General features: G+C 46.2%; 29 protein-coding genes. 1 reads left to right on the top strand and 28 read right to left on the bottom strand.

The annotated features are described in order from the left end of the window. The 27 genes from R8N46_RS10090 to R8N46_RS09960 form a co-directional block, all read right to left on the bottom strand. Nucleotides 1–1,977, bottom strand: a complete 1,977-nt coding sequence (locus tag R8N46_RS10090; RefSeq protein WP_017635943.1) for a heme lyase CcmF/NrfE family subunit — start codon at nt 1,975–1,977, stop codon at nt 1–3. After that, nucleotides 1,974–2,459 carry a cytochrome c maturation protein CcmE gene (gene ccmE / locus R8N46_RS10085; RefSeq protein ID WP_005380516.1) on the bottom strand — a complete coding sequence of 162 codons (486 nt, stop codon included), beginning with the start codon at nt 2,457–2,459 and terminating at the stop codon, nt 1,974–1,976. Before ccmE ends, R8N46_RS10090 begins: the two co-directional genes overlap by 4 nt. Beyond that, a complete protein-coding gene (ccmD, locus tag R8N46_RS10080; protein WP_005380515.1) occupies nt 2,456–2,662 on the bottom strand; it encodes a heme exporter protein CcmD in 207 nt (68 codons plus the stop codon). The genes ccmE and ccmD overlap by 4 nt, the downstream gene beginning before the upstream one ends. Nucleotides 2,663–2,673: 11 nt before the next feature. Then, the gene (locus R8N46_RS10075) at nt 2,674–3,417 is read right to left on the bottom strand and encodes a heme ABC transporter permease (RefSeq protein ID WP_005380513.1); all 744 of its coding nucleotides are present in this window, start codon (nt 3,415–3,417) and stop codon (nt 2,674–2,676) included. A gap of 109 nt (nt 3,418–3,526) precedes the next feature. Continuing rightward, the gene (gene ccmB / locus R8N46_RS10070; RefSeq protein ID WP_005380512.1) at nt 3,527–4,195 is read right to left on the bottom strand and encodes a heme exporter protein CcmB; all 669 of its coding nucleotides are present in this window, start codon (nt 4,193–4,195) and stop codon (nt 3,527–3,529) included. Between the two features lies 1 nt (nt 4,196). After that, on the bottom strand, nt 4,197–4,814 hold the full coding sequence (gene ccmA, locus R8N46_RS10065) for a cytochrome c biogenesis heme-transporting ATPase CcmA (RefSeq protein ID WP_005380511.1): 618 nt from the start codon (nt 4,812–4,814) through the stop codon (nt 4,197–4,199). Nucleotides 4,815–5,104: 290 nt separating this feature from the next. Beyond that, a complete protein-coding gene (locus R8N46_RS10060) occupies nt 5,105–5,599 on the bottom strand; it encodes a DUF2802 domain-containing protein (protein ID WP_213972447.1) in 495 nt (164 codons plus the stop codon). A gap of 13 nt (nt 5,600–5,612) precedes the next feature. Then, nucleotides 5,613–6,107: a chemotaxis protein CheW gene (locus R8N46_RS10055; protein WP_005380507.1), complete on the bottom strand. Its 495-nt coding sequence runs from the start codon at nt 6,105–6,107 to the stop codon at nt 5,613–5,615. A gap of 35 nt (nt 6,108–6,142) precedes the next feature. Then, entirely contained in the window at nt 6,143–7,195 is a 1,053-nt protein-coding gene (locus R8N46_RS10050) for a chemotaxis protein CheW (RefSeq protein WP_065274746.1), read from the bottom strand. After that, nucleotides 7,185–7,964 (bottom strand): ParA family protein, encoded by a 780-nt coding sequence (locus R8N46_RS10045; RefSeq protein ID WP_005380505.1) that lies wholly within the window; start codon nt 7,962–7,964, stop codon nt 7,185–7,187. The genes R8N46_RS10050 and R8N46_RS10045 overlap by 11 nt, the downstream gene beginning before the upstream one ends. An 8-nt stretch (nt 7,965–7,972) precedes the next feature. Then, on the bottom strand, nt 7,973–9,085 hold the full coding sequence (locus R8N46_RS10040) for a protein-glutamate methylesterase/protein-glutamine glutaminase (RefSeq protein WP_005384458.1): 1,113 nt from the start codon (nt 9,083–9,085) through the stop codon (nt 7,973–7,975). Nucleotides 9,086–9,114: 29 nt separating this feature from the next. Beyond that, on the bottom strand, nt 9,115–11,349 hold the full coding sequence (locus tag R8N46_RS10035; RefSeq protein ID WP_213972415.1) for a chemotaxis protein CheA: 2,235 nt from the start codon (nt 11,347–11,349) through the stop codon (nt 9,115–9,117). Between the two features lie 9 nt (nt 11,350–11,358). After that, a complete protein-coding gene (locus R8N46_RS10030; protein WP_005380502.1) occupies nt 11,359–12,099 on the bottom strand; it encodes a protein phosphatase CheZ in 741 nt (246 codons plus the stop codon). A gap of 118 nt (nt 12,100–12,217) precedes the next feature. Continuing rightward, complete coding sequence (gene cheY / locus R8N46_RS10025) at nt 12,218–12,586, bottom strand: chemotaxis response regulator CheY (protein WP_017635949.1); 369 nt, start codon at nt 12,584–12,586, stop codon at nt 12,218–12,220. Nucleotides 12,587–12,631: 45 nt separating this feature from the next. Next, nucleotides 12,632–13,366, bottom strand: a complete 735-nt coding sequence (locus tag R8N46_RS10020; RefSeq protein ID WP_005380499.1) for an RNA polymerase sigma factor FliA — start codon at nt 13,364–13,366, stop codon at nt 12,632–12,634. Next, nucleotides 13,359–14,246, bottom strand: a complete 888-nt coding sequence (locus R8N46_RS10015; RefSeq protein WP_005380498.1) for a MinD/ParA family protein — start codon at nt 14,244–14,246, stop codon at nt 13,359–13,361. Before R8N46_RS10015 ends, R8N46_RS10020 begins: the two co-directional genes overlap by 8 nt. A 14-nt stretch (nt 14,247–14,260) precedes the next feature. Then, nucleotides 14,261–15,778, bottom strand: a complete 1,518-nt coding sequence (gene flhF, locus R8N46_RS10010; protein WP_115386227.1) for a flagellar biosynthesis protein FlhF — start codon at nt 15,776–15,778, stop codon at nt 14,261–14,263. 28 nt (nt 15,779–15,806) lie between these two features. Beyond that, on the bottom strand, nt 15,807–17,906 hold the full coding sequence (gene flhA / locus R8N46_RS10005; protein ID WP_054576339.1) for a flagellar biosynthesis protein FlhA: 2,100 nt from the start codon (nt 17,904–17,906) through the stop codon (nt 15,807–15,809). Nucleotides 17,907–18,116: 210 nt separating this feature from the next. Beyond that, a complete protein-coding gene (flhB, locus tag R8N46_RS10000) occupies nt 18,117–19,247 on the bottom strand; it encodes a flagellar biosynthesis protein FlhB (protein ID WP_005380490.1) in 1,131 nt (376 codons plus the stop codon). Between the two features lie 3 nt (nt 19,248–19,250). Next, nucleotides 19,251–20,033: a flagellar biosynthetic protein FliR gene (gene fliR, locus R8N46_RS09995; protein WP_005384463.1), complete on the bottom strand. Its 783-nt coding sequence runs from the start codon at nt 20,031–20,033 to the stop codon at nt 19,251–19,253. Nucleotides 20,034–20,041: 8 nt separating this feature from the next. Continuing rightward, complete coding sequence (gene fliQ, locus R8N46_RS09990; protein ID WP_005380488.1) at nt 20,042–20,311, bottom strand: flagellar biosynthesis protein FliQ; 270 nt, start codon at nt 20,309–20,311, stop codon at nt 20,042–20,044. Between the two features lie 24 nt (nt 20,312–20,335). Then, nucleotides 20,336–21,205, bottom strand: a complete 870-nt coding sequence (gene fliP / locus R8N46_RS09985) for a flagellar type III secretion system pore protein FliP (protein WP_005384464.1) — start codon at nt 21,203–21,205, stop codon at nt 20,336–20,338. After that, nucleotides 21,192–21,605, bottom strand: coding sequence for a flagellar biosynthetic protein FliO (fliO, locus tag R8N46_RS09980; RefSeq protein WP_115386228.1), 414 nt, complete (start codon nt 21,603–21,605; stop codon nt 21,192–21,194). Before fliO ends, fliP begins: the two co-directional genes overlap by 14 nt. A 1-nt stretch (nt 21,606) precedes the next feature. Next, the gene (gene fliN, locus R8N46_RS09975; RefSeq protein ID WP_005380479.1) at nt 21,607–22,017 is read right to left on the bottom strand and encodes a flagellar motor switch protein FliN; all 411 of its coding nucleotides are present in this window, start codon (nt 22,015–22,017) and stop codon (nt 21,607–21,609) included. Nucleotides 22,018–22,075: 58 nt separating this feature from the next. Further along, complete coding sequence (fliM, locus tag R8N46_RS09970; RefSeq protein ID WP_005380478.1) at nt 22,076–23,122, bottom strand: flagellar motor switch protein FliM; 1,047 nt, start codon at nt 23,120–23,122, stop codon at nt 22,076–22,078. Nucleotides 23,123–23,129: 7 nt separating this feature from the next. After that, entirely contained in the window at nt 23,130–23,633 is a 504-nt protein-coding gene (gene fliL, locus R8N46_RS09965; RefSeq protein ID WP_213972414.1) for a flagellar basal body-associated protein FliL, read from the bottom strand. An 85-nt stretch (nt 23,634–23,718) separates the two neighbouring features. Beyond that, on the bottom strand, nt 23,719–25,572 hold the full coding sequence (locus tag R8N46_RS09960; RefSeq protein WP_213972413.1) for a flagellar hook-length control protein FliK: 1,854 nt from the start codon (nt 25,570–25,572) through the stop codon (nt 23,719–23,721). Between the two features lie 280 nt (nt 25,573–25,852). Between R8N46_RS09960 and R8N46_RS09955 the strand changes: the two genes are divergently transcribed. Continuing rightward, nucleotides 25,853–26,167 carry an NIPSNAP family protein gene (locus R8N46_RS09955; protein ID WP_017635953.1) on the top strand — a complete coding sequence of 105 codons (315 nt, stop codon included), beginning with the start codon at nt 25,853–25,855 and terminating at the stop codon, nt 26,165–26,167. 40 nt (nt 26,168–26,207) lie between these two features. Here R8N46_RS09955 and fliJ read toward each other — a convergent pair whose 3' ends face one another. Next, nucleotides 26,208–26,651, bottom strand: a complete 444-nt coding sequence (fliJ, locus tag R8N46_RS09950) for a flagellar export protein FliJ (protein ID WP_054575510.1) — start codon at nt 26,649–26,651, stop codon at nt 26,208–26,210.

The raw sequence follows: 26,651 nt of genomic DNA, 5'->3' as shown, positions 1-26,651 counted from the left end.
TTATGCCTCCTGCTCTTTTGACTTCGCATTTTTCTTCGGCGATTTACGGAAGCGGTAGCGTTTATCAGAAATCGCTAGTGCGCCGCCTAATGCCATAATCAAAGAGCCAGCCCAAATCCAACGAACGAACGGTTTATAGTAAATACGAACAGCCCAAGATCGGTTGTCGTCTAAACGTTCACCCATTGCAATGTATAGGTCGCGGCTAATACCACGGTCAATGGCTGCTTCAGTCATCATAGACTTAGCCGTACGGTAGAAGCGCTTCTCTGCGTGAAGCGTATTCACGTATTTGCCATCATGTGTGATCTCAAAGTCTGCGATGTAGCCATCGTAGTTTGGACCATCTTTATCACGCAAGCCTGAGAAGTAGAAATCATAGCCTTGAATTTGGAAGTGTTCGCCAGGTGCTAAACGTACATCACGCTCGATGCTGTAGTTCTGTACCATCGCAATACCGATAACAGATACCGCCAGACCAACATGACCCAACATCATTGCCCAGTGGCTACGTTGCAGCTTGCGAACACCTTCACTAAAGCTATGACGGTGCGTTGCGCGCTCGTACAGTTCAAAGCCATGCATCGCAATAATCCAAATCGCCATCACCCAACCAATGTAAGCCATGGTTGAGAAGAAATCGGCAAACAGGTACACGCATAGCGCGGCCAAGGCGAAAGCAAGCACACCTGAAACGAGCATTGGCTTCACAAGTTTAGACAAATTGTCTCGCTTCCAACGAATAAGAGGACCAATACCAAGCAGGAAAGCAAATGGCATCATTAACCACGCAAATAGCATGTCAAAGAATGGCGCACCGATAGAGACCGACCCCAAACCAAGCTGCTTGTGTACGAGCGGCAACAGTGTCCCCACTAACACCACAACAAGTGCTGCGATAAGTAATACGTTGTTGGCTAAGAGCGCATTTTCACGTGAGACTAAGTCGAAGTTACCTCGTACACGCACTGCTGCCCCTTTTACGGCAAACAGCAATAAAGAGCCACCGATAACGAAAACGAGGAAGCCTAGAATAAACATACCGCGCGACGGGTCAGACGCGAACGCGTGCACCGATACTAAAATACCGGAACGGACTAAGAAGGTGCCCAACAAACTCAACGAAAATGCAGAGATTGCCAATAGTACCGTCCACGCTTTAAATGTGCCGCGTTTTTCTGTCACGGCAAGAGAGTGCATTAATGCGGTACCCGCTAACCAAGGCATGAATGATGCGTTTTCTACTGGGTCCCAGAACCACCAGCCACCCCAGCCAAGTTCGTAGTAAGCCCACCAAGAACCTAGTGCGATACCAAGTGTTAAAAATACCCATGCAGCGGTTGTCCAAGGACGAGACCAACGAGCCCAAGCCGTATCAAGGCGTCCGGTCATTAGGGATGCGATCGCAAAAGAGAACGCAACCGAGAAACCAACATAGCCCATGTAAAGCATTGGCGGGTGAACAATCAAACCAGGGTCTTGAAGCAGAGGGTTCAAGTCACGTCCGTCAACCGGGAAGAACGGTAACGTACGTAGGAATGGATTTGACGTTAAGATGATAAACAGTAGGAAACCCACTGAGATCATGCCCATAACAGCAAGTACACGTGCAACCGACTCTTGCGGCATACCACGACTAAACGTCGCTACAGCGACAGTCCAAGCAGCTTGGATTAAAACCCATAGCAACAGTGAACCTTCGTGTGCACCCCATACTGCGGTTAAACGGTAGTACCAAGGAAGCTGACTATTCGAGTTGCTCGCTACATACTGTAACGTGAAGTCGTTGGTATAAAATCCCCAACATAAAATGGCGAAAGAGAACAACAGCATCAGGAACATAGACCAAGATAGCGGTCGCGCTGTGTTCATTAGCATGGTGTTATTATTCGATGCTCCCCACAATGGCAATACGCTCAACAGCACTGCCATTGCAAGCGAAAGAATGAGAGCAAAGTGACCGATTTCAGCAATCATTGGCCGCTTCCTTGTTTCTGTTCGGTGCTGTATTGAAGCGGTTCATGCGTTTTCTTCATCGCTTCTGCAATTTCTGGTGGCATGTATTCTTCATCGTGCTTCGCTAGGACCTCAAATGCCTCAACTGTCGTGGCATCTTTCAGTACACCTTGAGCAACAATACCCTGCCCTTCACGGAACAAGTCAGGAAGAATACCGTCATAGGTAATCGTCACTTTCGGACCGACATCGTGCAGGTCAAAACTCACTTTCAAAGAATTAGGATCTCGACGAACTGAGCCCACAACCACCATTCCACCGATACGCAGACGCTGGCCTACTTCTGGCTTGGTGCCATCTGGCTTACCATTAACCAATTCCGTTGGAGTGTAGAAAAGGTCCATATTTTGATTAAGCGCATAAAGTATCAAACCAATGGTGGCACTAATACCGATAAAGATCGCTAGTACAATACCTAGCCTCTTTTTACGTCTCGGGTTCATAAGGTGTTCTCCATGTTCTTCGCTGCGTCGATACGAGCTTGACGGTCAATTTTTGCTTTCACTTCTTTCAATAATGCATCACCGCGGCGAAGGCTAGTGATCAGAAGAATCAGCATGGATAAGAAAGTAATACCAAACGCACTCCATACGTATGATGCGTAGCCACCCATGGCAAAAAAGTCGCTCAGAGATTCAAAATGCATAATCAGTTACCTCACTGAGTTTGTTCTGTTGCGAGTTTGCGCACCCAAGGGCGGTGACTTTCTTTACTGATGATTTCGTTACGAAAACGGACCATCGTCACGGCACCAAAGAAGAACGCAAAGCCAAAGATGTTCAGCAATAACGGCCAAAGCATGTCGGATGAAATAGAAGGTTGTTCAAATTTCGTGATCGTCGCACCTTGATGAAGCGTGTTCCACCATTCCACGGAAAAGTGAATGATAGGTAGGTTTACTACGCCTACGATCGCTAAAATACCAGCAGCTTTTGCGGCGGTTTTTTGATCGTCAAACGCATGGTAAAGCGCAATCACACCAAGGTAGAGAAATAGAAGAATCAATTCAGATGTAAGACGGGCATCCCATACCCACCAAGTGCCCCACATAGGCTTGCCCCAAACAGCACCTGTAAGTAGAGCAATAAAAGTAAATACTGCACCAATCGGAGCCATCGCAAGTGCCGCCATATCAGATAGGCGAACTTGCCATACTAGGCCAATAAATGCAGCGATCGCCATCGACATATAAACGCCCATAGACCAAATAGCTGATGGGACATGAATGTAGATGATTCGGAAACTGTCACCTTGTTGGTAATCTGAAGGCGCAAATGCAAGCCCCCAAACCGTACCAACCGATAAGCATACGAGGGCCAATACAGAAAACCAAGGCAGAAACTTACCACTCAAACGATAAGCTGCTTCTGGCTTGGCATAAGGATGTAGCCATTTCCACATGTTTTGTTCTCACTCTTACTTCAGGGACACTGTCTAAAGGGTTGAGACCGTAGCAGTGCTTTAATAATAATTCTTTGATCAAGCGCCGCTTCATTGGCACTTTATTGAGTTAGTTGACACTAACTCGTAATGCGGCACTGATGGCAAAAGGCGTTAATGTCATCGCCCCCATTAGCATCGCACCTAAAATCGCTAGTTGACCGTTATACGCCATACCGAGTGCGGCAGCATCAATTGCCGATGTTGCGAAAATCAAAATTGGGATGTAGAGCGGAAGAATAAGCAAACTCAAAAGAACGCCACCCTTTTGCAACCCAACAGTCAACGCCACACCAATGGCGCCAATAAAACTTAGTGTTGGTGTACCGATCATCAAGGTTAATACAACCGATAGCCAAGTATTGAAGTCGAGCGAAAGTAAAACCGCCAATAATGGGCTAATTAAAATCAGAGGTAACCCTGTTAACAACCAATGTGCTATGACCTTTGAAACCACTACAAGTTGCAATGGAATCGGCATTAGCATCATTTGTTCTAGTGCACCGTCTTGAAAATCATCACGAAATAGACGCTCTAATGATAATAAGGCAGACAGCAATGCGGCAACCCAAACGATGCCCGCTGCAATACGTGCTAACAAATTAGGTTCTGGTCCAATACTCAGAGGAAAGAGAGTAATGACAATAATAAAGAACCACAGCGGGTTCAGAATGTCTGCCTGACGGCGAAATGCGATTAGGAGCTCACGACGAATGATGGTGGTCATCGAGGAAATCATATCAGTCACCCAGCTTTATTTTTCTAAGTTTCGGGCTGTCCGCAAACATATCTTGATGCGTCGTCAACACAACAATACCGCCATTATCAGCATGACTTGCGAACAAAGATTCAAGCACCTTGACACCTTGCTTATCAATGGCAGTCAACGGCTCATCTAAGATCCATAAAATTTGCTTACTGAGCCATAACCTTGCCAATGCGACTCGTCGTTGCTGACCTGCGGAAAGTTGTGCTACAGGCACATCTTCTCGACCAGCTAATCCTACTTGAGTCAAAGCGATAAAGATTTCTTCGTCTGAAGAGCGATTATTTTGAATAGATTGATAAAAACGTAAGTTTTCTAATGCGGTAAGCTCTCGTTTCACTCCTGTTTGATGTCCTAAGAAAAGCAGATCTTGATGGAAAACATCACGAGATTTTTCAACCTCTTCGCCTTTCCATTTAATGACACCTTCTTCTCTATCACCTAACCCTGTCACAATCCGTAGCAATGTAGTTTTACCAGTACCATTACGCCCTTCGATCTGGACCAATTCACCAGGCTTAATTTCAAACTGCAGGTTTTCAAACAGAACCCTTTCATCACGGATTGCTGTCAGGTTAGACACTTCTAACATAGAGCTTCAACTAAAAAATGAACGAGCCGCTATATTAGCACAGCTTAGTTATGACAAAACAGGATAAGAGGGCTAGGTTACATGTAAGTTCATGTATTTTTGTTAATTAATCATCACACTTTAATAAAATTAACTATAAGTAGTTATAAGCGCTCATTTTGAATTTGAGAGGCCAGAGCTAAGAGCAAGATCGACTGAAGGTTATCTAGGGTTGTATTTAAGAAGAGCATTAGCGGCTAAAAACAAAAAAAGAGGCGTAATAACGCCTCTTTTTTATCGCTTGATAACCTTTAGCGTCGACGACGTCCACGCGCTGGATATTCTGCGTCATCTGATGGCTGACCACTTAATGGTGGAATCTTCTCTTTCCCCGCCAGTTTCTTCTGCAGTGAAAGCATCAACTCAGCTTCGGCTTTTGGTAGTTCGCACTCTTCAATCAGCTCGTTGATATCAGCGCCAAGCTGTACCATTTTAGAAGCGCGACTGTACAAGCGACCATCAGTATCAGCGTGTTCGAGTTCGCGAATTCTCTCGTTTAAGTGCTGAATAATGTCTTGTTGCTCCGTCACTTTTTGTCCAAGACCAACGACAACCGAGCGCACTTCGAGTAACTGCTTACTCAACTTTTGCACTTCTTTATCTGCGTGTCGAGATTGAGATCGTTGTTGGTCTAACTGCTTTTGTAACCCCGAGCGAATCCGCAGTTGCAAAACAACCAATACTAACACGATAAAAGCGACGCCACCCGCAAGGAATGGAGCAGATAAAAGAGTCTCTTCAGCCATCATCATTCAGCCATTAAAGGTGAGCCATCTCGTCCCACTCGTCATCTGTTAGCAGCTTGTTCAAATCCACAAGGATAAGAAGCTTGCCGTCACGGTTGCTCACACCCTGGATGAACTTCGCACTCTCGTCGGTACCAACTGAAGGCGTCGTATCAATTTCAGAAGAACGCAGATAAACAACTTCTGCCACGCTATCTACTAAGATACCAATCACTTGACGCTCAGACTCGATCACAATAATACGAGTGTTGTCAGTGACTTCGCCTTCCATCAGGCCAAAACGTGAACGTGTATCGATAACAGTAACTACATTACCGCGTAGGTTGATGATACCAAGTACATAATCTGGTGCACCTGGAACAGGGGCAATTTCAGTATAACGAAGTACTTCACGAACTTGCATTACGTTGATGCCGTACGTTTCTTCTTCTAGCTGGAACGTCACCCACTGAAGAACTTCGTCATTCGATGCATCTTTCTTCACTTCTACTTCAAAAGCTTGAGACATAGTTAATCCTCGTTAATGTCGTTCCCGACTTAAATCTAATTCAGTGATTTGACATCTAAACCGGCGTTTAGCATGTCAATGAGCGCCTGGACATGAATTAAGGCACACATTTTTTCTTTTACCATGCCCGCTAGCCAAGGGCGTTTACCCGCCTGCTCACGCCAGCGAACCTTGTCGATATTAAGCGTTTCAGTCCCCATTAATTGGTTACTGGCCAACCCCCACATGCTCTCACCAAGCATGACGACATATTGGTAGTTATCTTTATAGCTATCATCACGAAGCTTATCTGCCATCACCCATTTCGCGGTATCGACGACATCAAACTGCTGCTCGCGATTTGTTTGTAGCCCCAAATACCAGGCGGGTTTTCCTATCAAATGGTTAAGCTCGCTAATGCGATGAATACCACCTAACTCATCAAGAGGTACAGCAAACGTGACACCATTCACATCAAAGTAAAGAACTTGGAAGTCCTCACTTCGCTTCGTGCTTTCCCAGACCGTTGGTATATCGGAATCTGCTTGTGTTTCGAGTTCAGTATCGACGTTCGATTCTATATTGATACTTTGTTCGATCACTGCGTGAGGTTCATCCACCTCTGGTTGCGCTTCCTCAAAAACTGGCTCATCAATCACCCAGTCCTGTATTTCCTCAACACCCTGAAGCTCAGGCACCTCACTAAAGGTTTGTACCTCAGGCTCAGCCGCTTTTATCTCTGCTGCAATATCAATCGTATTTTGTTCAAGAATACTATCAATATCCAACTCAGCCACTGGGTTGCTTGCTTCAAGCTGACTTAATAGCCTTTGAACATCTTCCAGGTTTGGAGCTTCCAACTCTGGCGGATATGTTTCTTGAAACTGGTACGTTTCTGGCTCCGAGTATTGTAGCTGTAATTCTGGCTCTGGCTCTGGCTCTGGCTCTGGCTCTGGCTCTGGCTCTGGCTCTGGCTCTGCAGATGATACCTCTTGAGCCAACAGGTCAAGGTCTTCCTCAAGAGTCGTTATTTCAGTTTCATCATCCAGTAATGCATTAAAGTAGTCATCAAGTGCTTGTTCACTGGACAGCACATCATTACTGCTCATCGAACGCCAACCTCTCCAGGTAAATCAGTAGCTGTTTATAGGCAAACACACCACGGCTACCAGATGCAAAATGCGAAGCTGGCAAGTGCTTTAAACTGGCATCGCGGAACTTGGTATCAATAGGCACCGCTGAGGTCCACACTTGATTTGGGTAATCTTTTTTCAGTTGCATCAATGTCTGCAATGACGCTTTCGTGCGCTTATCGTACATGGTTGGGACGATAGTCACTTTGAAACCGCCCGGGCGAGATTTTTGCATAATGGTTAGCGTACGCATCATGCGCTCCAGACCTTTCATCGCCAAAAACTCTGTTTGAACAGGAATCAAAATTCGGTCACTGGCTGCCAACGCGTTCACCATCATCACGCCAAGGATTGGCGGACAGTCAATCAACACATAGTCATAGTCTTGTGAGACAGTTTGCAGCGCCCGTTTTAAGATTAATCCCATACCACTGCGATTACCCATTACGCGATCAAGCGTGGCAAGGGACATATGCGCGGGAATGATATCCATTCCTTCCAGCTCTGTTTCTAAAATCAACGGCTTAACCGTCTCACGAGAAAACGTCTTCAACTGGAATAAATCAAATAGGCTCGAAGTTACTGCATCAGGATCATAACCGAGATAAGTAGTCAGTGAGGCGTGAGGATCAGTATCAACCATCAATACTCGATGGCCTTTCTGGCTCAATAAGCCCGCCAATGTCACTGTTGAGGTGGTTTTACCCACGCCTCCTTTCTGGTTAGCTACACTCCAAACAATCATGATGAATCCTAAGCTAGGCCAACTTCCACCAACATGCGTTCAGCAATGCGGTCAAGCGGTAAATCTTCTGAAGAAATGCCTGCTTTAGCAACCGCTTGGGGCATGCCATAAACAACACAACTTTCTTCATCTTGTGCCCAAATAGTTGAGCCTGAAGACTTCAACATGCGAGCGCCCTCACGACCGTCTGCACCCATGCCTGTCAACACTAAAGAGAGCACTTTGTCGCCATATACTTTTGCGGCAGAACCAAAAGTCACATCCACACATGGTTTGTAGTTCATGCGGTCGCCGCCATCAATAATGCGAAGACGAGCAGCGCCCGCTCGTCCATCCACCATCATTTGTTTCCCACCTGGTGCAAGGTATGCCACACCGGGCTGTAACACATCGCCATCTTGTGCTTCTTTCACTTGAATCTTACACAAGGTGTTCAAACGACTGGCAAACGCAGCAGTAAATGTTGCTGGCATGTGTTGAATCAATACAATCGGATGCGGATAGTTCATCGGCAAACGCGTCAGAATTTTTTGTAGAGCAACGGGGCCACCTGTTGATGTGCCAATTGCCGTCAGTTGATACTTCTTACCAGAAGCACGGTACTTTGTCGCAGCAGGTCGAGTTGGTGTTGGAGTCACAGGTGAAGCCGTTCTTGAACCTAATGGTCGAGTAGTCGTGCTGGTACTCGCTGTTGGGCGAGCGATAGGTCGACGCATGAAAGCGCGCTTCGAGGCAATCTGAATCACACGCTGTTGAAGTAATGACACCGCTTCTTCACGGTTACGCGCAATGTCCTCAAACTTTTTCGGTAAGAAGTCCAATGCGCCCGCATCTAGCGCATCAAGCGTAGCTTTCGCCCCGTCGTGGGTCAGGGACGAAAACATTAGAATTGGCGTTGGAGCAGCGGCCATAATTTCACGTACAGCTGTAATGCCATCCATCACTGGCATTTCAATATCCATCGTGATGACGTCAGGTTTGAGAGATTTGGCTTTCTCAACCGCCTCTCTACCATTTACCGCAACGTCAATCACTTCTAGGCGCGATTCTGAGTTGATGATTTCGCTCACGCGACGTCGGAAAAAACTCGAATCATCAACGACTAGTACTTTAATCGCCATCTTATTCCTTTTAATAACGTCAGCTTTGCTTAAAGGCGTGAAGCCGCAGCATATCGCTTAAGTAAATCAGGCACATCTAGAATTAATGCAATATGGCCATCGCTAGTAATTGTCGCACCAGCCATACCTGGAGTGCCCTGTAATAGATTATCGAGTGGCTTAATAACCACTTCTTCTTGACCAATAAGCGTATCCACAACAAAACCAACGCGCTGGTTACCAATCTGTACAATCACCACGTGACCGTGACCAGTACGCTCTTGGACGTTTTGCGATTTGGATGCCAACCAGTTTTGTAAGTAAAATAGTGGGATAGATTTCTCACGCACAATAATCGTCAGCTGACCATCTACCACGTTTGTACGACTAAGATCCAAGTGGAAAATTTCACTCACCGAAGCCAGTGGTAGAGCAAAAGGATGACCGCCAACACCAACCATCAGAGTCGGTAAAATCGCTAACGTTAGTGGTACTTTGATCGTAATCTTAGTGCCCTTGCCTAGCTCAGAATCGATATCGATTGAACCGTTTAAGGTATTGATCGCCGTCTTAACCACGTCCATACCCACACCACGACCAGAGATGTCAGAAATTTTATCTTTACTTGAGAAGCCAGGTGCGAAGATAAGGTTGAAGCACTCTTTATCTGTTAAACGTGCCGCCGCATCTTCATCCATCATGCCACGCTTCACCGCGATGCCACGCAGTTTGTTCGGGTCCATACCGCCACCATCATCTACGATGGATAGTTCAATATGGTCCCCTTCTTGCGATGCTGACAAAATCACTTTACCTGTGCGTGATTTGCCGGCCTTCGCGCGTGCCTCTGGCATTTCAATACCGTGATCAACCGAGTTACGCACCAAGTGAATCAACGGATCGGCCAATGCTTCTACAAGGTTTTTATCGAGATCGGTTTCTTCACCGCGCATTTCTAGCACGATGTCTTTATTTAGGTTACGAGCCAAGTCACGGACAACGCGTGGGAAACGGCCAAACACTTTCTTAATTGGCTGCATACGCGTTTTCATTACCGCGCCTTGTAGATCCGCAGTTACCACATCAAGGTTAGCGACCGCTTTGGACATCTCTTCGTTGTCGCTATTCAAACCAAGGCTTAATAGGCGGTTTCGAACCAATACGAGCTCACCCACCATGTTCATGATGGTATCAAGCGTCGAGGTATCAACACGAACGGTTGCTTCAGCCTGAGGTTTTTTAACCGCTGGTGCTTTGGCTTCTTCTTTTACCGCGACTGGTTTAGATTCTGGCTTTGGTGCTGGCGCTGCTTGAACCGGTGCTGGCTTAGCAACAAGCTCAGGTTTCGCAGGGATTTGCTCTACGTTTGCTGAAGCTGGCTTCGTTGCCATATCCAATTCTTCTAGCGTTGGACCTTTACCTGAACCATGTAGCTCATCGAGTAACTTTTCGAACTCTTCGTCCGTCATTAAGTCACTGTCTTGATTTGATGAAGATGACACTGGAGCGGAAGGCTCTGCCGCTTTAGGTGGCTCTACTGGTACAGATGCAGCAGCCTCTGCCGTAGAAGGGCTTTTTCCTACACCGTGCAGTTCATCGAGTAAACGTTCAAACTCATCATCAGTGATATCACCACTTTCAACTGATGGCGCACTCGATTGAGGCGGTTCAGATGGCGTTGTAGGTGTCGCAGACATTGAGGTGCCTGGCGCTGAACCTTTACCATGAAGCTCATCAAGTAGCTTTTCGAATTCGTCTTGGGTAATTTCATCAACAGAGCCGACACTTGATGGTGCTGACGGCGCAGCAGGTTCTTCGATGATAGGCTCGGGAATAATAGGCTCTGGAGTAGCCACTGGTTCTTCAACTACGGTTGCCGCTACTTCATCTTCTGACTCAGGTTTGCATAGACGATGAAGTTCTTCAAGAAGCTCAGGGTCCGCAGCTTCTAACGGCTCACGATCTTGAACAGCCTGGAACTGGGTATTAACCGTATCCAAGGCTTTTAGCATCGTATCCATTAAGTTTTGCGTTACCGTGCGTTGACCGTTTCGTAAAACGTCGAACACGTTCTCCGCACCATGACAAGTATCGACTAGCTCTGCCAATGAAAGGAAGCCGGCACCGCCTTTTACGGTATGAAACCCGCGGAAAATAGCATTAAGTAAGTCTTTGTCTTCTGGGTTATTTTCCAATTCAACCAACTGCTCAGAAAGCAGCTCGAGAATTTCCCCAGCCTCAATGAGAAAGTCCTGAAGAATATCTTCGTCTAAATCGTAGCTCATACGTTACCTTTAAAATCCAAGACTGGACAACAAGTCATCGACTTCGTCCTGCGATGAAACCGCATCTTCTCTCAGTTCTGGATGAAGAATCGGGCCTTCGGCTTCGCTTGTTTGTGTATTCTTTTTATCTGCCGGTTCTGACAAAACTTGAATGTGTTCTTCAAGTTTATTTCCAGAGAATACGGTTAGGATTTCCACTAAGCGGCCTTCTACTTCATTAACCAACGTAATTACGCGGCGAATGATTTGGCCAGTTAGGTCTTGGAAGTCTTGCGCCATGAGAATTTCGGTCAACTGGCCGCGCAATTCAGTGCTGTCACCTTCGACTTGCACTAATAGCCCGTCGATTCGGTGGCACAGTGCTTTAAATTCGCTTAATTCTATGCGCCCGTGCATGAGTTCATTCCATTGAGGACGAACTTTTAGAAGGCAATCATGCAGGTTATCAGCGATAGGAAGGCAGCAGTCGACCGCATCCATTGTTTTGTTGGCTGCAAGCTCTGTCTTCTCGATCACATAATTGAGACGATCCCTAGCGTTAGGGATTTCGTCTTTCGCAATTTCGGTCATGCGCTGATCGAGACTGAACTGCTTGAGTGATTCGTGAAGGTCTCGAGTTAACGCTCCAATTTCTTGCAGCATTGGGTTATCGGCACCTTCGTAGATCGAGGCAACAAGCATATTGGCTTGGTCTTGTTCCCCGTTTTCTAGCATTTGAACGAGTGACTTCGCCTGCTCTAGTGAGATCATTCTGAATAGACCCTTTTACGTTTAGTTCTTCTTATCACTTTGAAAACGCTAAACGAGTCATTTAATAGGTATTTAATAATTGGTATGAATGACTCGAATAACAAAGAGAAAGAGAGAGTTATAAACGCTCGAAAATTTTATCTAATTTTTCTTTTAATGTTGCAGCAGTAAATGGCTTAACAATGTAGCCGTTTACACCTGCTTGAGCAGCTTCAATGATCTGCTCACGCTTCGCTTCAGCCGTGATCATTAGAACTGGCAGATGCTTAAGTTCTGCATCCGCGCGGATGTGTTTAAGCAAATCGATGCCTTGCATACCTGGCATGTTCCAGTCAGTTACAACAAAATCGAAGTCACCTTTTTTCAGCATTGGTAATGCGGTTAAACCATCGTCCGCTTCTTGAGTGTTATTGAAACCCAAGTCACGAAGCAGGTTTTTAACAATACGGCGCATTGTTGAGAAATCATCAACAATAAGGATCTTCATGTTTTTATTCAAAATTGCCTCCACTGAATCGTAAAATCAGTGTTTTTAGTCATTTTGTGTCCACGCACTGAGCTTGGTACGTAAACGTTGCATCGCTTGACTCAGTATTTGACTTACGCGAGATTCGCTTACGCCTAACACATCGCCAATTTCTTTCAAATTGAGTTCTTCATCATAATAAAGCGAAAGAACCAAAGCTTCACGCTCTGGAAGCTGTTTTATTGATTCAACCAGTGCTTTTCGAAATGATTCATCAACTACCCCTTTGAATGGGTTGCTGTCATCGGTTTCATCCGCCGGTGAAATCACATCATCAGAAACGCCTAAATCTTCAATACCGACTAATTTTGAGCAGTTGATATCGGTAAGAGCACTATGATATTGATCCAGTGTCATACCGAGATGCGTGGCTACTTCAGAATCAGTAGGATCTCGATTTAATTCGCCTTCCAGCTCCGCAATCGCTTGGTTAATCTCTCGATTATTTTTATGAACAGAACGCGGTACCCAATCGCCTTTACGCATGTCATCTAACATTGCGCCACGAATACGGATACCTGCATAAGTTTCAAAGCTCGCACCTTTAGAACCATCATAATTCTGCTGAGCTTCGATAAGACCGATCATGCCGGCCTGAATTAAATCCTCTACCTGAACACTCGGCGGTAAACGGCCTAGTAGGTGGTGAGCAATGCGCTTAACCAACACTGAATAACGTTCAATGAACGCCTGCTGGCTATTAAATTTGCCATGTTGGTCATAGGTTATCGCTTTATTCACCAAAAGGGTCCTCTGCGAATTCGGTACGATTTAGCAACCTTTCCACAAAAAATTCCAAGTGTCCACTTGGTGTTTTCGGTAGTGGCCACGTCAACGCTTTGTTTGCTAGTGAGCTGATAGCTAAAGCGGCAGGCGAGCGTGGGAACGCATCAACGACAATTTTTTGTCTTTTTACAGCCTGTCGAACTTTATCATCTAATGGAATACATGCTACGAGTTCAAGGCTAACATTCAAGAATCGCTCTGTGACTAGTGTCAACTTTGCAAACAATTCTCGCCCTTCACGGTAGCTTCTGACCATATTTGCTACAACTTTAAAGCGTTGAACTTGGTGTTCTTTACTCAACAGCTTGATTAATGCATAGGCATCTGTGATTGACGTCGGTTCATCACACACAACTACAACCACATCTTGAGCTGCTCGCGAAAAACTGATTACCATGTCAGAGATACCAGCAGCGGTATCAATCAGCAGGACATCCATTTCGTCTTCAAGACTACCAAATGCTCGAATGAGTCCAGCATGCTGAGCGTGAGAAAGCTCTGTCATGCTCTGTGTGCCAGAAGTTGCAGGAATTATCTTTATACCATAAGGCCCTTCGACAATCGCATCTTTTAGCTCACATTCACCCGCTAAGACATGTCCTAGATTACGTTTTGCACGAATTCCGAGCATCACGTCCACATTGGCCAGACCTAAATCAGCGTCGAGAACCATCACCTTCTTGCCTTGGCGAGCCATACAAATCGCCAGACCCAGTGTTACGTTTGATTTCCCCACACCACCTTTGCCGCCAGTAACAGCAATCACTTTGGTCAACGATGGTTGTGTTAAGCGACGGAGGCCGCTTGCTTGATCGTGTATCATATTCTCAGTCATAGTAGTCCGCCGCCTTAGAGTCCTTCACTGTCACTGTTCCAAAAGTGAGGTTCGTTCTCTGTCGACTTCTCTAACAGTTCATTTGCTTTCGCAAGCATATATTTTGGTTGCGCTATCACAATGTCTTCTGGTACGCGCTGACCATTAGCGATGTAAGCTACTGGCATTGCGTTTTGAATCACTACACTGATGAATTCGCCTAGGCTTAATGACTCATCAAGCTTCGTCATAATACAACCCGAAAGTGGTATACGTCGGAAGTGATCCAGCGTTTCTTGTAGAACACGACGTTGTGCGGTAGCCGGCAAAACAAGGTAGCTGTGAATCACTTCTCCGCTCTCTTGCATTAGAGTGTCGAGCTGCTCGGAAAGCCTCACATCTCGTTGCCCCATCCCTGCCGTATCGACCAAAATCAGTCTTCTGTTTCTTAGCTGATATATAACATCGGCTAACTCGTTAGAATCTTTAGCAACTCTTACGGGACAACCCATGATTCTTCCGTAAATTGAGAGTTGCTCATGTGCACCTATGCGATATGTGTCTGTTGTCACAAGGGCCACATTGTCGGCACCGTATTCCATGGCTGCGCGTGCTGCGAGTTTCGCTACGGTTGTTGTTTTCCCAACCCCAGTCGGACCCAACAATGCGACTACGCCACCACGTTTTAAAATGTCCTGTTTAGGAATATTGATTTGATCCGCCACCAGCGACAATAACGCTTTCCACGCTCGCGCTGGCTTTGTATCTTCCGGAATATAACAGGCCATCTGGTCTGCTAACTCCGGAGAAACGCCCATTCGCTCTAAGCGCTTAATCAGCATTGCTCTTAGCGGCTCACGGCGTTCTACTTCTTGCCACATCAGGCCAGAAACTTGGTGCTCCAACAGACGACGAATTGACGTCATCTCTTCGCGCATGCTTTCTAGCTCATCGGCCGATTCGTCACGCTCATCACTTGGGCGACGTCGGTCATAGCGCGTCGGGTCCAGCTTGGGCGTCGGACGTTCAAATCGATTGTCCTGTGCGATTAGCTTCGCCAAAGGTGAATCTGGTTGATATGGCGCTGGCTTTTCTTGGTTGTAGCCGTCGCGATGCTTATTTTGGCGTTGCAGCAAAGCAGAGAGCGAATCTTCATTTTCCGCTACGTGGTCGTCAGCCTCTGCTGCACCACCGCTATATTGCTTAAGCATATTAGCGAATCGCTGCGTCATTGAGCCTGTTTTTTCATTGTTACTGTTATTACTGTTCAGGCTAATTTTATCTTCATCTAAATGACGATCTTGGTAACGATCAGCAGAAGACGATGACATTTGACGATGTTCGTTATAGCGATTCGATTGAGAAGCACCGCGATTTTGCTGTGACGCTGCGCTTGCTTGAGGCGGATTAGATTCACTATCTATCGCCGCAACAATCGCTACTCCACCAGCCACTTTCTTGTTTGACATGATCACCGCTTCCGCGCCTAACTCCTCTTTCACTTGGAGCAGCGCCGTTCTCATGTCTTTGGCAAAAAATCGCTTTATTTTCAAACTATGAATCCATTAATGATGCGTGAGATCAGTTACCCACGGCTTGCACAATTCTGATCTGTTTTTCATCCGGGATTTCTTGGTAAGACAGTACCCGGAGATTAGGTATTGTGTTCTTCACAAATTTAGCCAACGTCGAGCGTAATACACCAGAAGTAAGCAGAACGGCAGGTTCGCCTTTCAGTTCTTGTTCCTGTGTCGCTTGGCTTAGTGAAGACTGCAATCGCTCAGCGAGTCCCGGTTCAATCCCCGCGGATTCGCCTCCTGATGCTTGCATAGTTTGATGCAATATTTGTTCCAGTTCAGGTATCAAAGTAATCACTGGTAACTCAGGCTCTATACCATTGATTTCTTGAACAATTAGACGTTTAAGACTAATTCGAACTGCTGCCGTCAATATGTCAGCTTCTTGACTCTTACTTGAGTACTCAGCCAAAGTTTGAACAATCGTGCGAATATCGCGGATTGGAATGGCCTCGTTTAACAAGTTTTGTAGGACTTTCACCACCACACCTAATGGTAATTGGTCAGGAACAAAGTTCTCGACCAACTTAGGCGCGCTGCGTCCCAACATTTCTAATAAATTCTCTACTTCTTCATGGCCAATTAGCTGTGATGCGTTGTTGGTCAATAGCTGGCTTAGGTGCGTCGCTAATACCGTTGATGAATCAACAACCGTATAACCCAGAGCCTGCGCGTGCTCACGCTGATCTTCTCGGATCCATACGGCTTCCAGTCCAAAAGCAGGGTCAATGGTTGGCTCACCATCAATCATGCCATACACCTGACCTGGGTTAATCGCTAGCTCTTGATCCGGACGAATCTCTGCTTCGCCCACCGCAACCCCCATCAATGTAATTCGGTAACTGTTTGGGGTCAGCTCAAGATTGTCACGAATATGAACCGCTGGAATTAGGAACCCAAAATCTTGCGATAACTTTTTACGCACACCTTTTACGCGCTCTAACAGTTCCCCACCTTGGTCTCTGTCCACCAAAGGGATTAAGCGATAACCGACTTCCAAGCCAATAATATCGACTGGCTGGACGTCATCCCAAGACAGTTCGCGCTGTGAGGAAGGTTCTGCACCTTCGTCTGCTGTTGCTGGTAAAGCGGGCTCTTTCGCTTTCTGCTTCTGCCGTTTGTCGATGAAATATGCCGCTGCACCGGCCGCGACTGCCAGGCTCAAAAACGCAAAGTGTGGCATGCCCGGTACGATGCCCATCACACCAAGAATAGCCGCAGTAATCATCAGCGCTTTTGGGTTGTCGAACATCTGGAAGACCAGCTGTTCACCCATGTCTTCATCGGTGTTTTGGCGCGTCACCATCATTGCCGCTGCAATCGACAGCAATAGCGATGGGATTTGTGCGACCAAACCATCACCGATTGTCAGTAAGGTATAGATTTCAATCGCTTCACCGAAACCCAATCCATACTGCGCCATACCGATCGACAGACCGCCGACGATGTTGATAAACAGAATCAAAATACCGGCAATCGCGTCCCCTTTTACGAACTTCGAGGCACCATCCATCGAGCCATAGAAATCCGCTTCTTTGGTCACTTCAAAACGACGAACTCTTGCCTGCTCTTGGTCTATCAATCCGGCATTCAAGTCCGCATCAATCGCCATTTGCTTACCCGGCAACGCATCAAGCGTAAAGCGAGCACTTACCTCAGAGATACGACCCGCACCTTTGGTCACCACCATAAAGTTGATGATCATTAAGATGAGGAAAACCACTAGGCCGACCGCGTAGTTACCACCAATAACGACGTTACCGAACGCCTCAATTACGTTACCTGCCGCATTACCGCCTTCATGACCATGCAGTAAGACGACACGAGTCGAGGCAACGTTCAAAGCCAAGCGGAGCAACGTGGCGATCAGCAATACCGTTGGAAAAGCAGCGAAGTCCAAAGGACGACGTGTGTAAACGGTCACTAACAACACCACCATCGACAGCGCGATGTTAAAGGTGAAGAACATATCCAACAAAAATGCTGGAATCGGCAGTACCACCATCGCTAGGGTGGCCAAAACCATCACCGGAGCACCAATAGCTGGCATTTCACGTTGAGGGATTCGTGGCAATTTATCTGCAAACGGCAGGCTTAACTTCATACTGCGAGAGATCTCAATCGATTGAAGCGTCACGTAAGCTCTTACTATTAATACGCGACCGCTTTAGCCTAAAAGTTTAGGTAGGGTTGATAATTAAAGCGTTTTAAGCAATCTATGTACCAGAATTAGCGCCAAAATAATGACTAAACACTCAAATAGAGCTTAGCTTTTGATCAAACGAGCTTTTTTAAGGCTTTACCGCTTTTCGTATCAATGACGGTGCTCGGGCGGGATTGGCAAATCATAATCTTGAATTTTCGGGCGCTGTCCACCTCGTTTTCGGTATTGCTTCAATTGGAATACAAATGCCAAAACCTGAGCGACGGCAGTAAATAACCCATCGGGGATCTCTTGCTCGAGCTCTGTCGTGTGGTACAACGCACGAGCCAAAGGTGGTGCGGGCACAATCGTAATGTCATGTTCGCGGGCGACTTCTCGAATCTTCATCGCCATGTGGTCAGTACCTTTAGCGATCACGACTGGCGCACGGTCTGTCTTCTGCTTATAACGAAGCGCTACCGAGAAGTGCTCAGGGTTAGTAACAATAACATCAGCTTGAGGAACATCCGCCATCATTCGACGTTGAGCCGCTTCCCTTTGCAACATACGAATACGGCCTTTCACTTCCGGCTTACCTTCAGTCTCTTTGTATTCGTCTTTGACTTCTTGCTTGGTCATTTTTAACTGATCGGCGTGCTGCCAGATTTGAAATGGAATATCGATGGCAACCACAATCAATAGCGAGCAACTGATCAGCAAAATAAAGTTCAGCAAAATATCTAAAGCATGGAAGATGTTTTGCGGATACACATCCATGCTCAATTGAATCAGATCGGCCTGCGATGCTTGGATCAAATAGATGGCGACACCAGTGACCAGAACCACTTTAAGGATTGATTTGATCAACTCTACCCAGCTTTGCATTCCAACCATTCGCTTTAAGCCGCTAAGCGGATTCATTTTCGACAGCTTGGGCATGGCCGCTTGGGCAGAAAAACTGATTCCTCCCACACCTGCTGCTCCAATCATGGCGGCGGTAAACAATGTCGCTAACACCAAAAATAGTGGGAACAACAAATCACTCATCGCGCCCAAAGCGATATCAAACAGTTTTGCAGTATCGAAAATCTCTTCTCGTTGAAGATCAAATAAACGGCTCATGATGGAAAACAATGAACGTGCTAACGCCTCGCCAAACCACATCAATGAAATGGCGCCAACGATCAGCACAGATGCTGATGCGAGCTCTTTAGATCGAGCGACCTGCCCCTTTTCTCTGGCTTGTTGTAACCGTCGGGGCGTGGCTTCTTCGGTGCGTTCCTGACCGTCTGATTCTGCCAAATCTTAGCACTCCAAGCGAATAAGCCGACAAATCTGCGCCTCACCCACTGTCCAGAACATTTCATAATGACTGTATAGACCAGCCAGTATGTACCAACAAAGTAATAGACCCACCATCAAAGCAAAAGCAAAACCAAGCGAGAAGATGTTCAGCTGTGGTGCGGCACGGGTCATTACACCAAACGACAAGTTAATGGTCAGTAGCGCAATAATGCCAGATAGAGACATACTCAGTGCCGTTTGGAACATAATACCAAGCCAGCCTGCCATTTCACGGAAATCAACCGCGTTGAGCGAGCCGGAGCCAATCGGCAAAGTTTTGAAACTGAACACCACCAATTGCAGCATTTTTAAGTGTCCATCGGTGGCAAGAAAAAACATTGTCGTTAAGAACATGAATAACTGACCAAGCAATGGCGTGTTCTGACCATTTGCAGGATCAACCATAGAAGCAAAGCCCAAACTTGATTGCATACCCAATATTTGACCAAGTAGGACAAAGGTTTGAATCATAAATTGAGTAACCATACCCATCGCTATGCCGATGATCATTTGCTCGGCAATGGTCATGAAGCCACGAAACGAGAGTAGCTCAATGTCCTGAGGTACGGCGGGGATGGCTGGCATGACAGCGAAAGTGATGGCTAAACCGAGGTAAAGGCGGATTCTTGGCGAAACAAATCGGGCCCCGGTTACTGTCATCACCATCAACATGGATGAGATACGAACATAGGGCCAGAAGTAGTTTGCGATCCAATCTAAGACAACGCTAGTGGGGTACTCCATAGGCGCCTCTAATAAAGCACCTGAGGTAAGCGTTCAATCAAGCCATAGAAATATTCCATCAACATTTGCGTCATCCAATGCCCAAACAGCATCAGGGCCAAAAGCGTGACAATCAAACGCGGTAAGAAGCTCAATGTTTGTTCGTTGATGGATGTCGCAGCTTGAAAAATCGCAACTACAAGGCCGATAAGCAAGCTTGGGATGATAATGGCGCAGACCATGATAAGCACCATCCAAAGTGCTTCACGGAAAAGCTCGACAAACATTTCTGGTGTCATGTCTTATCCTCTATCTGCGCTTATCTAAAGGGCAAAGCTGCCCGCAAGTGTCGAGAGTATCAAGTTCCAACCATCGACCAATACGAACAACATCAACTTGAACGGCAACGAAACAATCATTGGTGACAACATCATCATACCCATTGCCATCAGTACCGAAGCGACTACAAGGTCAATAATCAAAAACGGCAAGAAGAGCATAAAGCCAATTTGGAATGCAGTTTTTAGCTCTGAGGTGATAAAAGCCGGAATCAACACCGCCATCGACACATCTTCTGGATCCTCGACTTGCTCTCCAGACATGGTTACGAACGTCTCCAAATCTTTGATTCGGGTCTGCTTAAGCATAAATGCTTTCATTGGCGCTTGTGCTGCATCAAACGCTTCTCGCGCCGTAACTTGCTCGTTCAAATAAGGCTGAACAGCTTTGTCGTTGATTTCGTTCAGGACAGGAGACATAACAAAAAAGGTCAAAAACAGCGCAATACCAATAATGACCTGATTAGAAGGCGTTTGTTGCAAACCCATTGCCTGACGCAATATCGACATCACCACTACAATTCGAGTGAATGAGGTCATCAGAATCACCATGGCAGGCAAGAAGCCAAGCATGGTCATTAACGCTAAAATTTGTAGTGTAACCGAGTAGTCTTCACTGCCATCAGGGTTCGTGGTCATGGTGAATGCTGGAATACCACCGCCACTAGAAACGGACATAGCACGGCTAGCACCAGTATCACTTTGCATAGCCTGAACTGTAACACTACTTCCATCGGCTAAGTTATCTGGCAGCGCTGACTCCTCTGCTTCAGCAAAGGTAAATGAAGAAAACAGCACGCCGACAAAAAGTAACAACGTACTCAGGAGCAAACGAATTGGATTACCCTTTGTCATGTTTTTTGATCAGCTGGCTAAATTGAGTCGCAAAAGCATTGGTCGCCAACTCTTCCTCTTTCAGTGGCTTATCTAACTTGGCTAAAGTTTGGATCGATTGGCTAGTAATCCCAACCAAAAACTGTTCTTCACCCACTTGAACTACTGCGATTCTTTCTTTTGTACCCACTGGCAACTGACTCACTATACGCAAGCCCTTTTGTTGTCCCATCGCTGGCACTTGCATACGTTTCAGCAACCAAGCCAGCAAAAGAATCACGCCGATTACAAGCACAAGCGAGCCAAGTGTCGTCGCAAGATCCAGATTATTTGGTGCGGCAGCCAATGCATAAGGAGCACTTAGCATTAAGCTCAGTGCTCCAGTGATTTGCTTCAATCGCATTTTGATTGAACGACTCATCTTAACGCAGCTTCTTAATTCGTTCAGTTTGGCTGATCACATCCGTCAAACGGATACCAAACTTATCGTTGACGACCACGACTTCGCCGTGAGCAATCAAAGTACCGTTAACCAATACGTCGAGCGACTCACCGGCTAGACGATCCAACTCAACAACCGAACCTTGGTTAAGCTGCAACAGGTTCCGAATGCTAATTTGAGAACGACCGACTTCCATCGAAATCGTCACCGGGATATCCATAATAGTGTCGAGTTTACGACGCTCATCTTCGCTAATTGGGCTTGAAGTGTCTTTTAGCTCTTCCAGTGGCGCAGCCAATACTTCATCTACGTCTACAGAAGGGGCAGACGGGTCTTCGCCAAGAGCGGCTGCCCATTCGTCTGCTAGCTTTTGATCGTCACTTGGTTCCATTTTTCTATCCTGTGTTACGCCTTACTCATGCCATAGCATGTCTGTTTAATAAGGTATCTTAATGGTCTATATCGTCTTCACTCTCAAGCTCAGACATGATGTCTTTACCTAAGAAAGCTAAATCTGTTTTGACGACATGTGGGCGCTCAATTTCCTCAGAAATTTGCACCGCTAATTTGTCTTCCGAACGACCCATTTTTACGCGATAGGTCGGTAGGTCTTCTACAAACATCGTCGCATGTTCTGGCATTTCAATCGGGATGATATCGCCCGGTTGCAGCTCCATGAGATCACGCAAAGAAATGTCTTTTTCGAGCAAGTTCACGCGGAAGTTAACCGGACAATCCATGATCTCTTCACGTAGTGCTGAGCTCCAGCGAACGTCCGTTTCCATCTTGTCGGACTGAACACCTGCATCCAATAGTTCACGAATAGGCTCAACCATGGAGTAAGGCATAACGACATGAAAATCGCCGCCACCGCCGTCAACTTCTATATGGAATGAACTCACGACAATCACTTCTGTCGGGCTGACAATGTTTGCCATGCTTGGGTTTACTTCAGAGTCGAGATATTCGAACTCTACCCCCATCACTGGCGACCACGCTTCTTTATAATCTTCAAATACAATTTTCAGTAACAACTGAATGATGCGGCGTTCCGTTGGGGTAAATTCACGGCCTTCGATTTTGGCGTGGAATCGACCATCACCGCCAAAGAAGTTTTCTACCAGAATAAAGACTAAACGAGCCTCCATGGTGATCAACGCAGTGCCTTTTAACGGACGAAAACGCACCATGTTCAAACTGGTTGGCACGTACAATGTGTTCTGGTATTCACCAAACTTCATCATCTGCACGCCATTGATCGACACCTCTGCCGTTTTACGCAGCATATTAAACAGACTAATACGCATGTGCCGTGCAAAGCGCTCGTTGATAAGTTCGAGCGTCGGCATTCGACCACGTACGATTCTGTCTTGCGACGAGAAATCAAAATTGACGGCACCCTCAGTGTCGTTTTCTATCGGTTCATCGACGTCATCAACATCGTCAACCCCATGCAATAGCGCATCAATTTCGTCTTGGCTTAATAGATCGGTCACGTTTTACCTATTGAATAACAAAATCTGTAAACAGTACTTTTTCAATCACTGGCTTACCGACCGCAGCATTCAGCGCTGCTTTGATATCTTCGGAAGCACGATCGCGCAATTCCACTCGTCCTGTAGGAGAGCGCAATTGATCAACCGTCGCGGAAGCAAACGTTGATAGCATAGAGCTTTCAATCAGTGGCGAATGATACCGCGCCAACCCTTCATTTTCTGCACCGCGAACCATTAACTGCGCTTTAATTTGAACCAACCTATCGCGGCTATCCCCAGTAACGTTAAATACAAATGCCTGAGGAAGATTCACATACGCGATGGGCGCAGCATCCGATGCCTTCACTTGAGCCTGTTGAGACGATTCAGCCTGAGCAGGTTCATCAGAGCCCATTAGAAAAAATGCCGCTGCCCCGCCACCAAGTAGTAATACTACAACAGCGATGATGATGATAAGTAACTTGCTTTTTCCTTTCGGCGCATCGGCCCCTTGTAACTGTTCTTCTGCCATTCTTGTCTCTTATTGTTCTTTTGAGTTACCAAGACGTTTTAGTGAGTTGCTTGGTAACCATATTCCATTGCCGTTAAACGGCCTTTTATGCGTAAAAACTAATTCCATCACGCTTTGAAGCGACATTCAAATCCAGATTGACATCAGATTCAAAACCCTCTTCGGACTGTCCAGAGAAACCGCCACTTTGCGCGCTTTGAGCATGTTGTTCAGCAGTATACCTACCTTGCTGTTGCCCGCTGTTTTGTTGCTGGACGGAAGAATCAGCCAGCTGCATACCTTGTTGCGCTAGCATTTCTCTCAAACGAGGGAGCGTCTGTTCAATAATGTCACGAGCTTGCGGGTTGTTCACTGTAAAATGTACATTGGCAACGTCATTATTCATGGTCATACGAATTTGCATACGACCTAACTCTGGTGGATCAAGACGAATATCGAGATTTTTCAGATTCTTCGACATCATCATTTGCACTTTTTCCGCAACTTGCTCGTTGGCTAGCTCTTTAGTTAGTTGCAACGGAAGCTGAGCTTGTTGTGCAGCATCAATACGCGCTTGTTGCTGTACATTAATTCCTTGCTGACCTGCCATAGCCTGAAGCTGTCCAGCGAAACCGTGTTGGAGATCCGGCTTATCTTGTCTATCCGCAGGCGCCTTTAGCGCACCAGTCGCCAATGCTGCGTTCATCACTTTCTGGCTAATCTCTCCGTCTTTCACACCTTGAAGCGACGTCGGCACTTGCGCGGCTATCAACGTATCGGGCGTTGAAGATAATGCTACTTTATCTCCACTATGAGTAGCTTGTGGCTGGAGGGCTTGAGCCGCTGCATGCTGGATTTGCTGAGACACTGCCATAGCTCCAGCCTGGCGAGTTAAATTATGTTGTACTTGTTGCTCTGCGAGAATCTGTTTAATGTCATTAGGGAGCGCAACAAATTGGGCAAGGTCTTGCTCAGGAATATCCGCCGTGATCCTTCCTTGTTTCAACCCTTCAATGATCTGAGCTTCTTGCCGAGTCAGTGGTTTTCCTTGCGCCAACTTAGTATCTATAACTTCAAGTTCATCCAAGGAGACTCGTGGAAGCGCGTCGATGTTGGAACCATCAACGTCTGTTAACAACGGCGACAGATCATTAGCTACTTCACCACTGACTGCGCTCTTAGCCGTCGGATGGCTGGCTTGTTTCGCTAGCTCTTGCCAAGCAGCAAACTCAGGCGAAAGTTTGTCGACATCGATAGGTTGACCATTCTTATCTAAAATTGGCTCTAAGTCTTGTCCTGGGATCATCTGTGCTTGTTCAAGCGAATGAACTGATGGCGTTTCATTCAAAGCCAGCTCATCAAGGTGTGTCGAAACGGTTGCTTGCTCGTGGAACGAATGCACTAAATTCGCGCTCTGAGGCAAAACTTTGCCACTATCGATGGATGCATTACTCGCATTCAGGGTTTGATTCGCTTGTTCAATTCGACCAAGAAGCTGTTGTCCTTCGCCCATCGTGCTTTTTACGTCCACTGTATTTGATGGGTTGCTCGTATCGATTGATGTTGATTTCACTTTTTCAATAGCTTCAACATCATTCTCCAAAGGTGTGCTGTTACTCGCCTTTTGTAAACTTGCTTCTTCACTTAAGGTTGCATTCGGTTTGTTTGCTGATATTTCATCAAAACCATGGGGCTCGTCACTGACGGATTCTTGGCTTTCTTGCGCCAACAATTCGTCCGAGACGTTAGCAGAAGAAGTACTGCCTACATCCGCTCTTTCTTTTTCTTCAACTACTGTCGATTCTGTTGCTACTTTTTCGGGCTTTTGTTTACTAGCAAACGCATCGGTTAACGTTTCTAAAAATCCCTTGCTCTCAGTGCTCTCTGCGGACGCTTTAGCGGACACATCAGAAACTGGCGTCTTGGTAGTCGCAGATACATGGGACAAATTCACACTCATTTAGAAACTCTCGTTCTCGTGGCTCTGAGCGTATCGCTGACAGACAGCAATACTAGCGGCAAACAAAGGTCAAAAAGACCCGACACTGACAGCTAAAATGCAAAAATCACACCACAATATTGAGTCAATTCTCGGTAAGCTAATAGATGGCATGTTTATGGAACAAACATCAACAGTACTATCCGAGAACCTGGTTCCTAACATGATGTACAGCTACTTGATTGACTTTGAAAAACGATAAGCGTAAACAGACACTTGGCTTAACAATTAAGGAATCACTTTGAAGATCACAGAATTACGCCAATATAGAATCAAAGCAGGCAAAACAGAACAGTGGCTAAGTTGGATGAAGGAAGAACTGTTGCCCTATCAACGTTCACAAGGCATGCGTGTACTGAATACTTACGTCCACACTGGTGATGATGGACATGACTATTTTGTTTGGCTTAGAGAGTTCGACAATGAACAAGCACGCCAGGCTCTCTACGAAAAAACATACAACGAGTGGTGGGTTCGCGAGATTCGACCGAAGGTGTTTGAGTTAATTGAACAAGACTCAATCAAAGTTACCTTACTTGAATCGGTAGAAATGTAGTCAGCTGCAACACCGTAATGCAATATCGAACCGATAACCTTTAGAAACTATGTGGTTTTCGACTGTAAAGTAAGGTGGAAAACTCGTCCATTTGCTTTTGTTCGCGCTTAGCTTCAGCAAGTTGTTTCTCTTTTTCGCGTTTGTCTATCATCCACTCATAGGATTTGCGTTCTTTACGCACGGTTAACCAATATTCTTTACAGTTTTCAACCTGCTCTTTGAAATGACTTTCTGCTTGCTTTTGCTTAGATAAAGTTTCATCTAGCTGGGTAAGGAATCGATTTAAGTGCCCATATTGACTTGCCGTTAGGCCCGCCTGACCACGGTCGACGAGTTGCTGGCAATAATCAAGCCGATACTTTTCAATTTGTTCAACCTGACGGTAATAATCTTCGAGTTCAGAACGCGCTTTGTTCAGTGCAAGCACAGCTTGGTCTTCACGATCCTTAGTTTGCTCAAGTAGAAACTCCATCGCATTATTCAT

The organism is Vibrio sp. 1874 (genome assembly GCF_033344395.1).
In the GTDB taxonomy this organism is placed as follows: domain Bacteria; phylum Pseudomonadota; class Gammaproteobacteria; order Enterobacterales; family Vibrionaceae; genus Vibrio; species Vibrio alginolyticus.
This window is presented reverse-complemented; position numbering and strand designations above follow the sequence as displayed.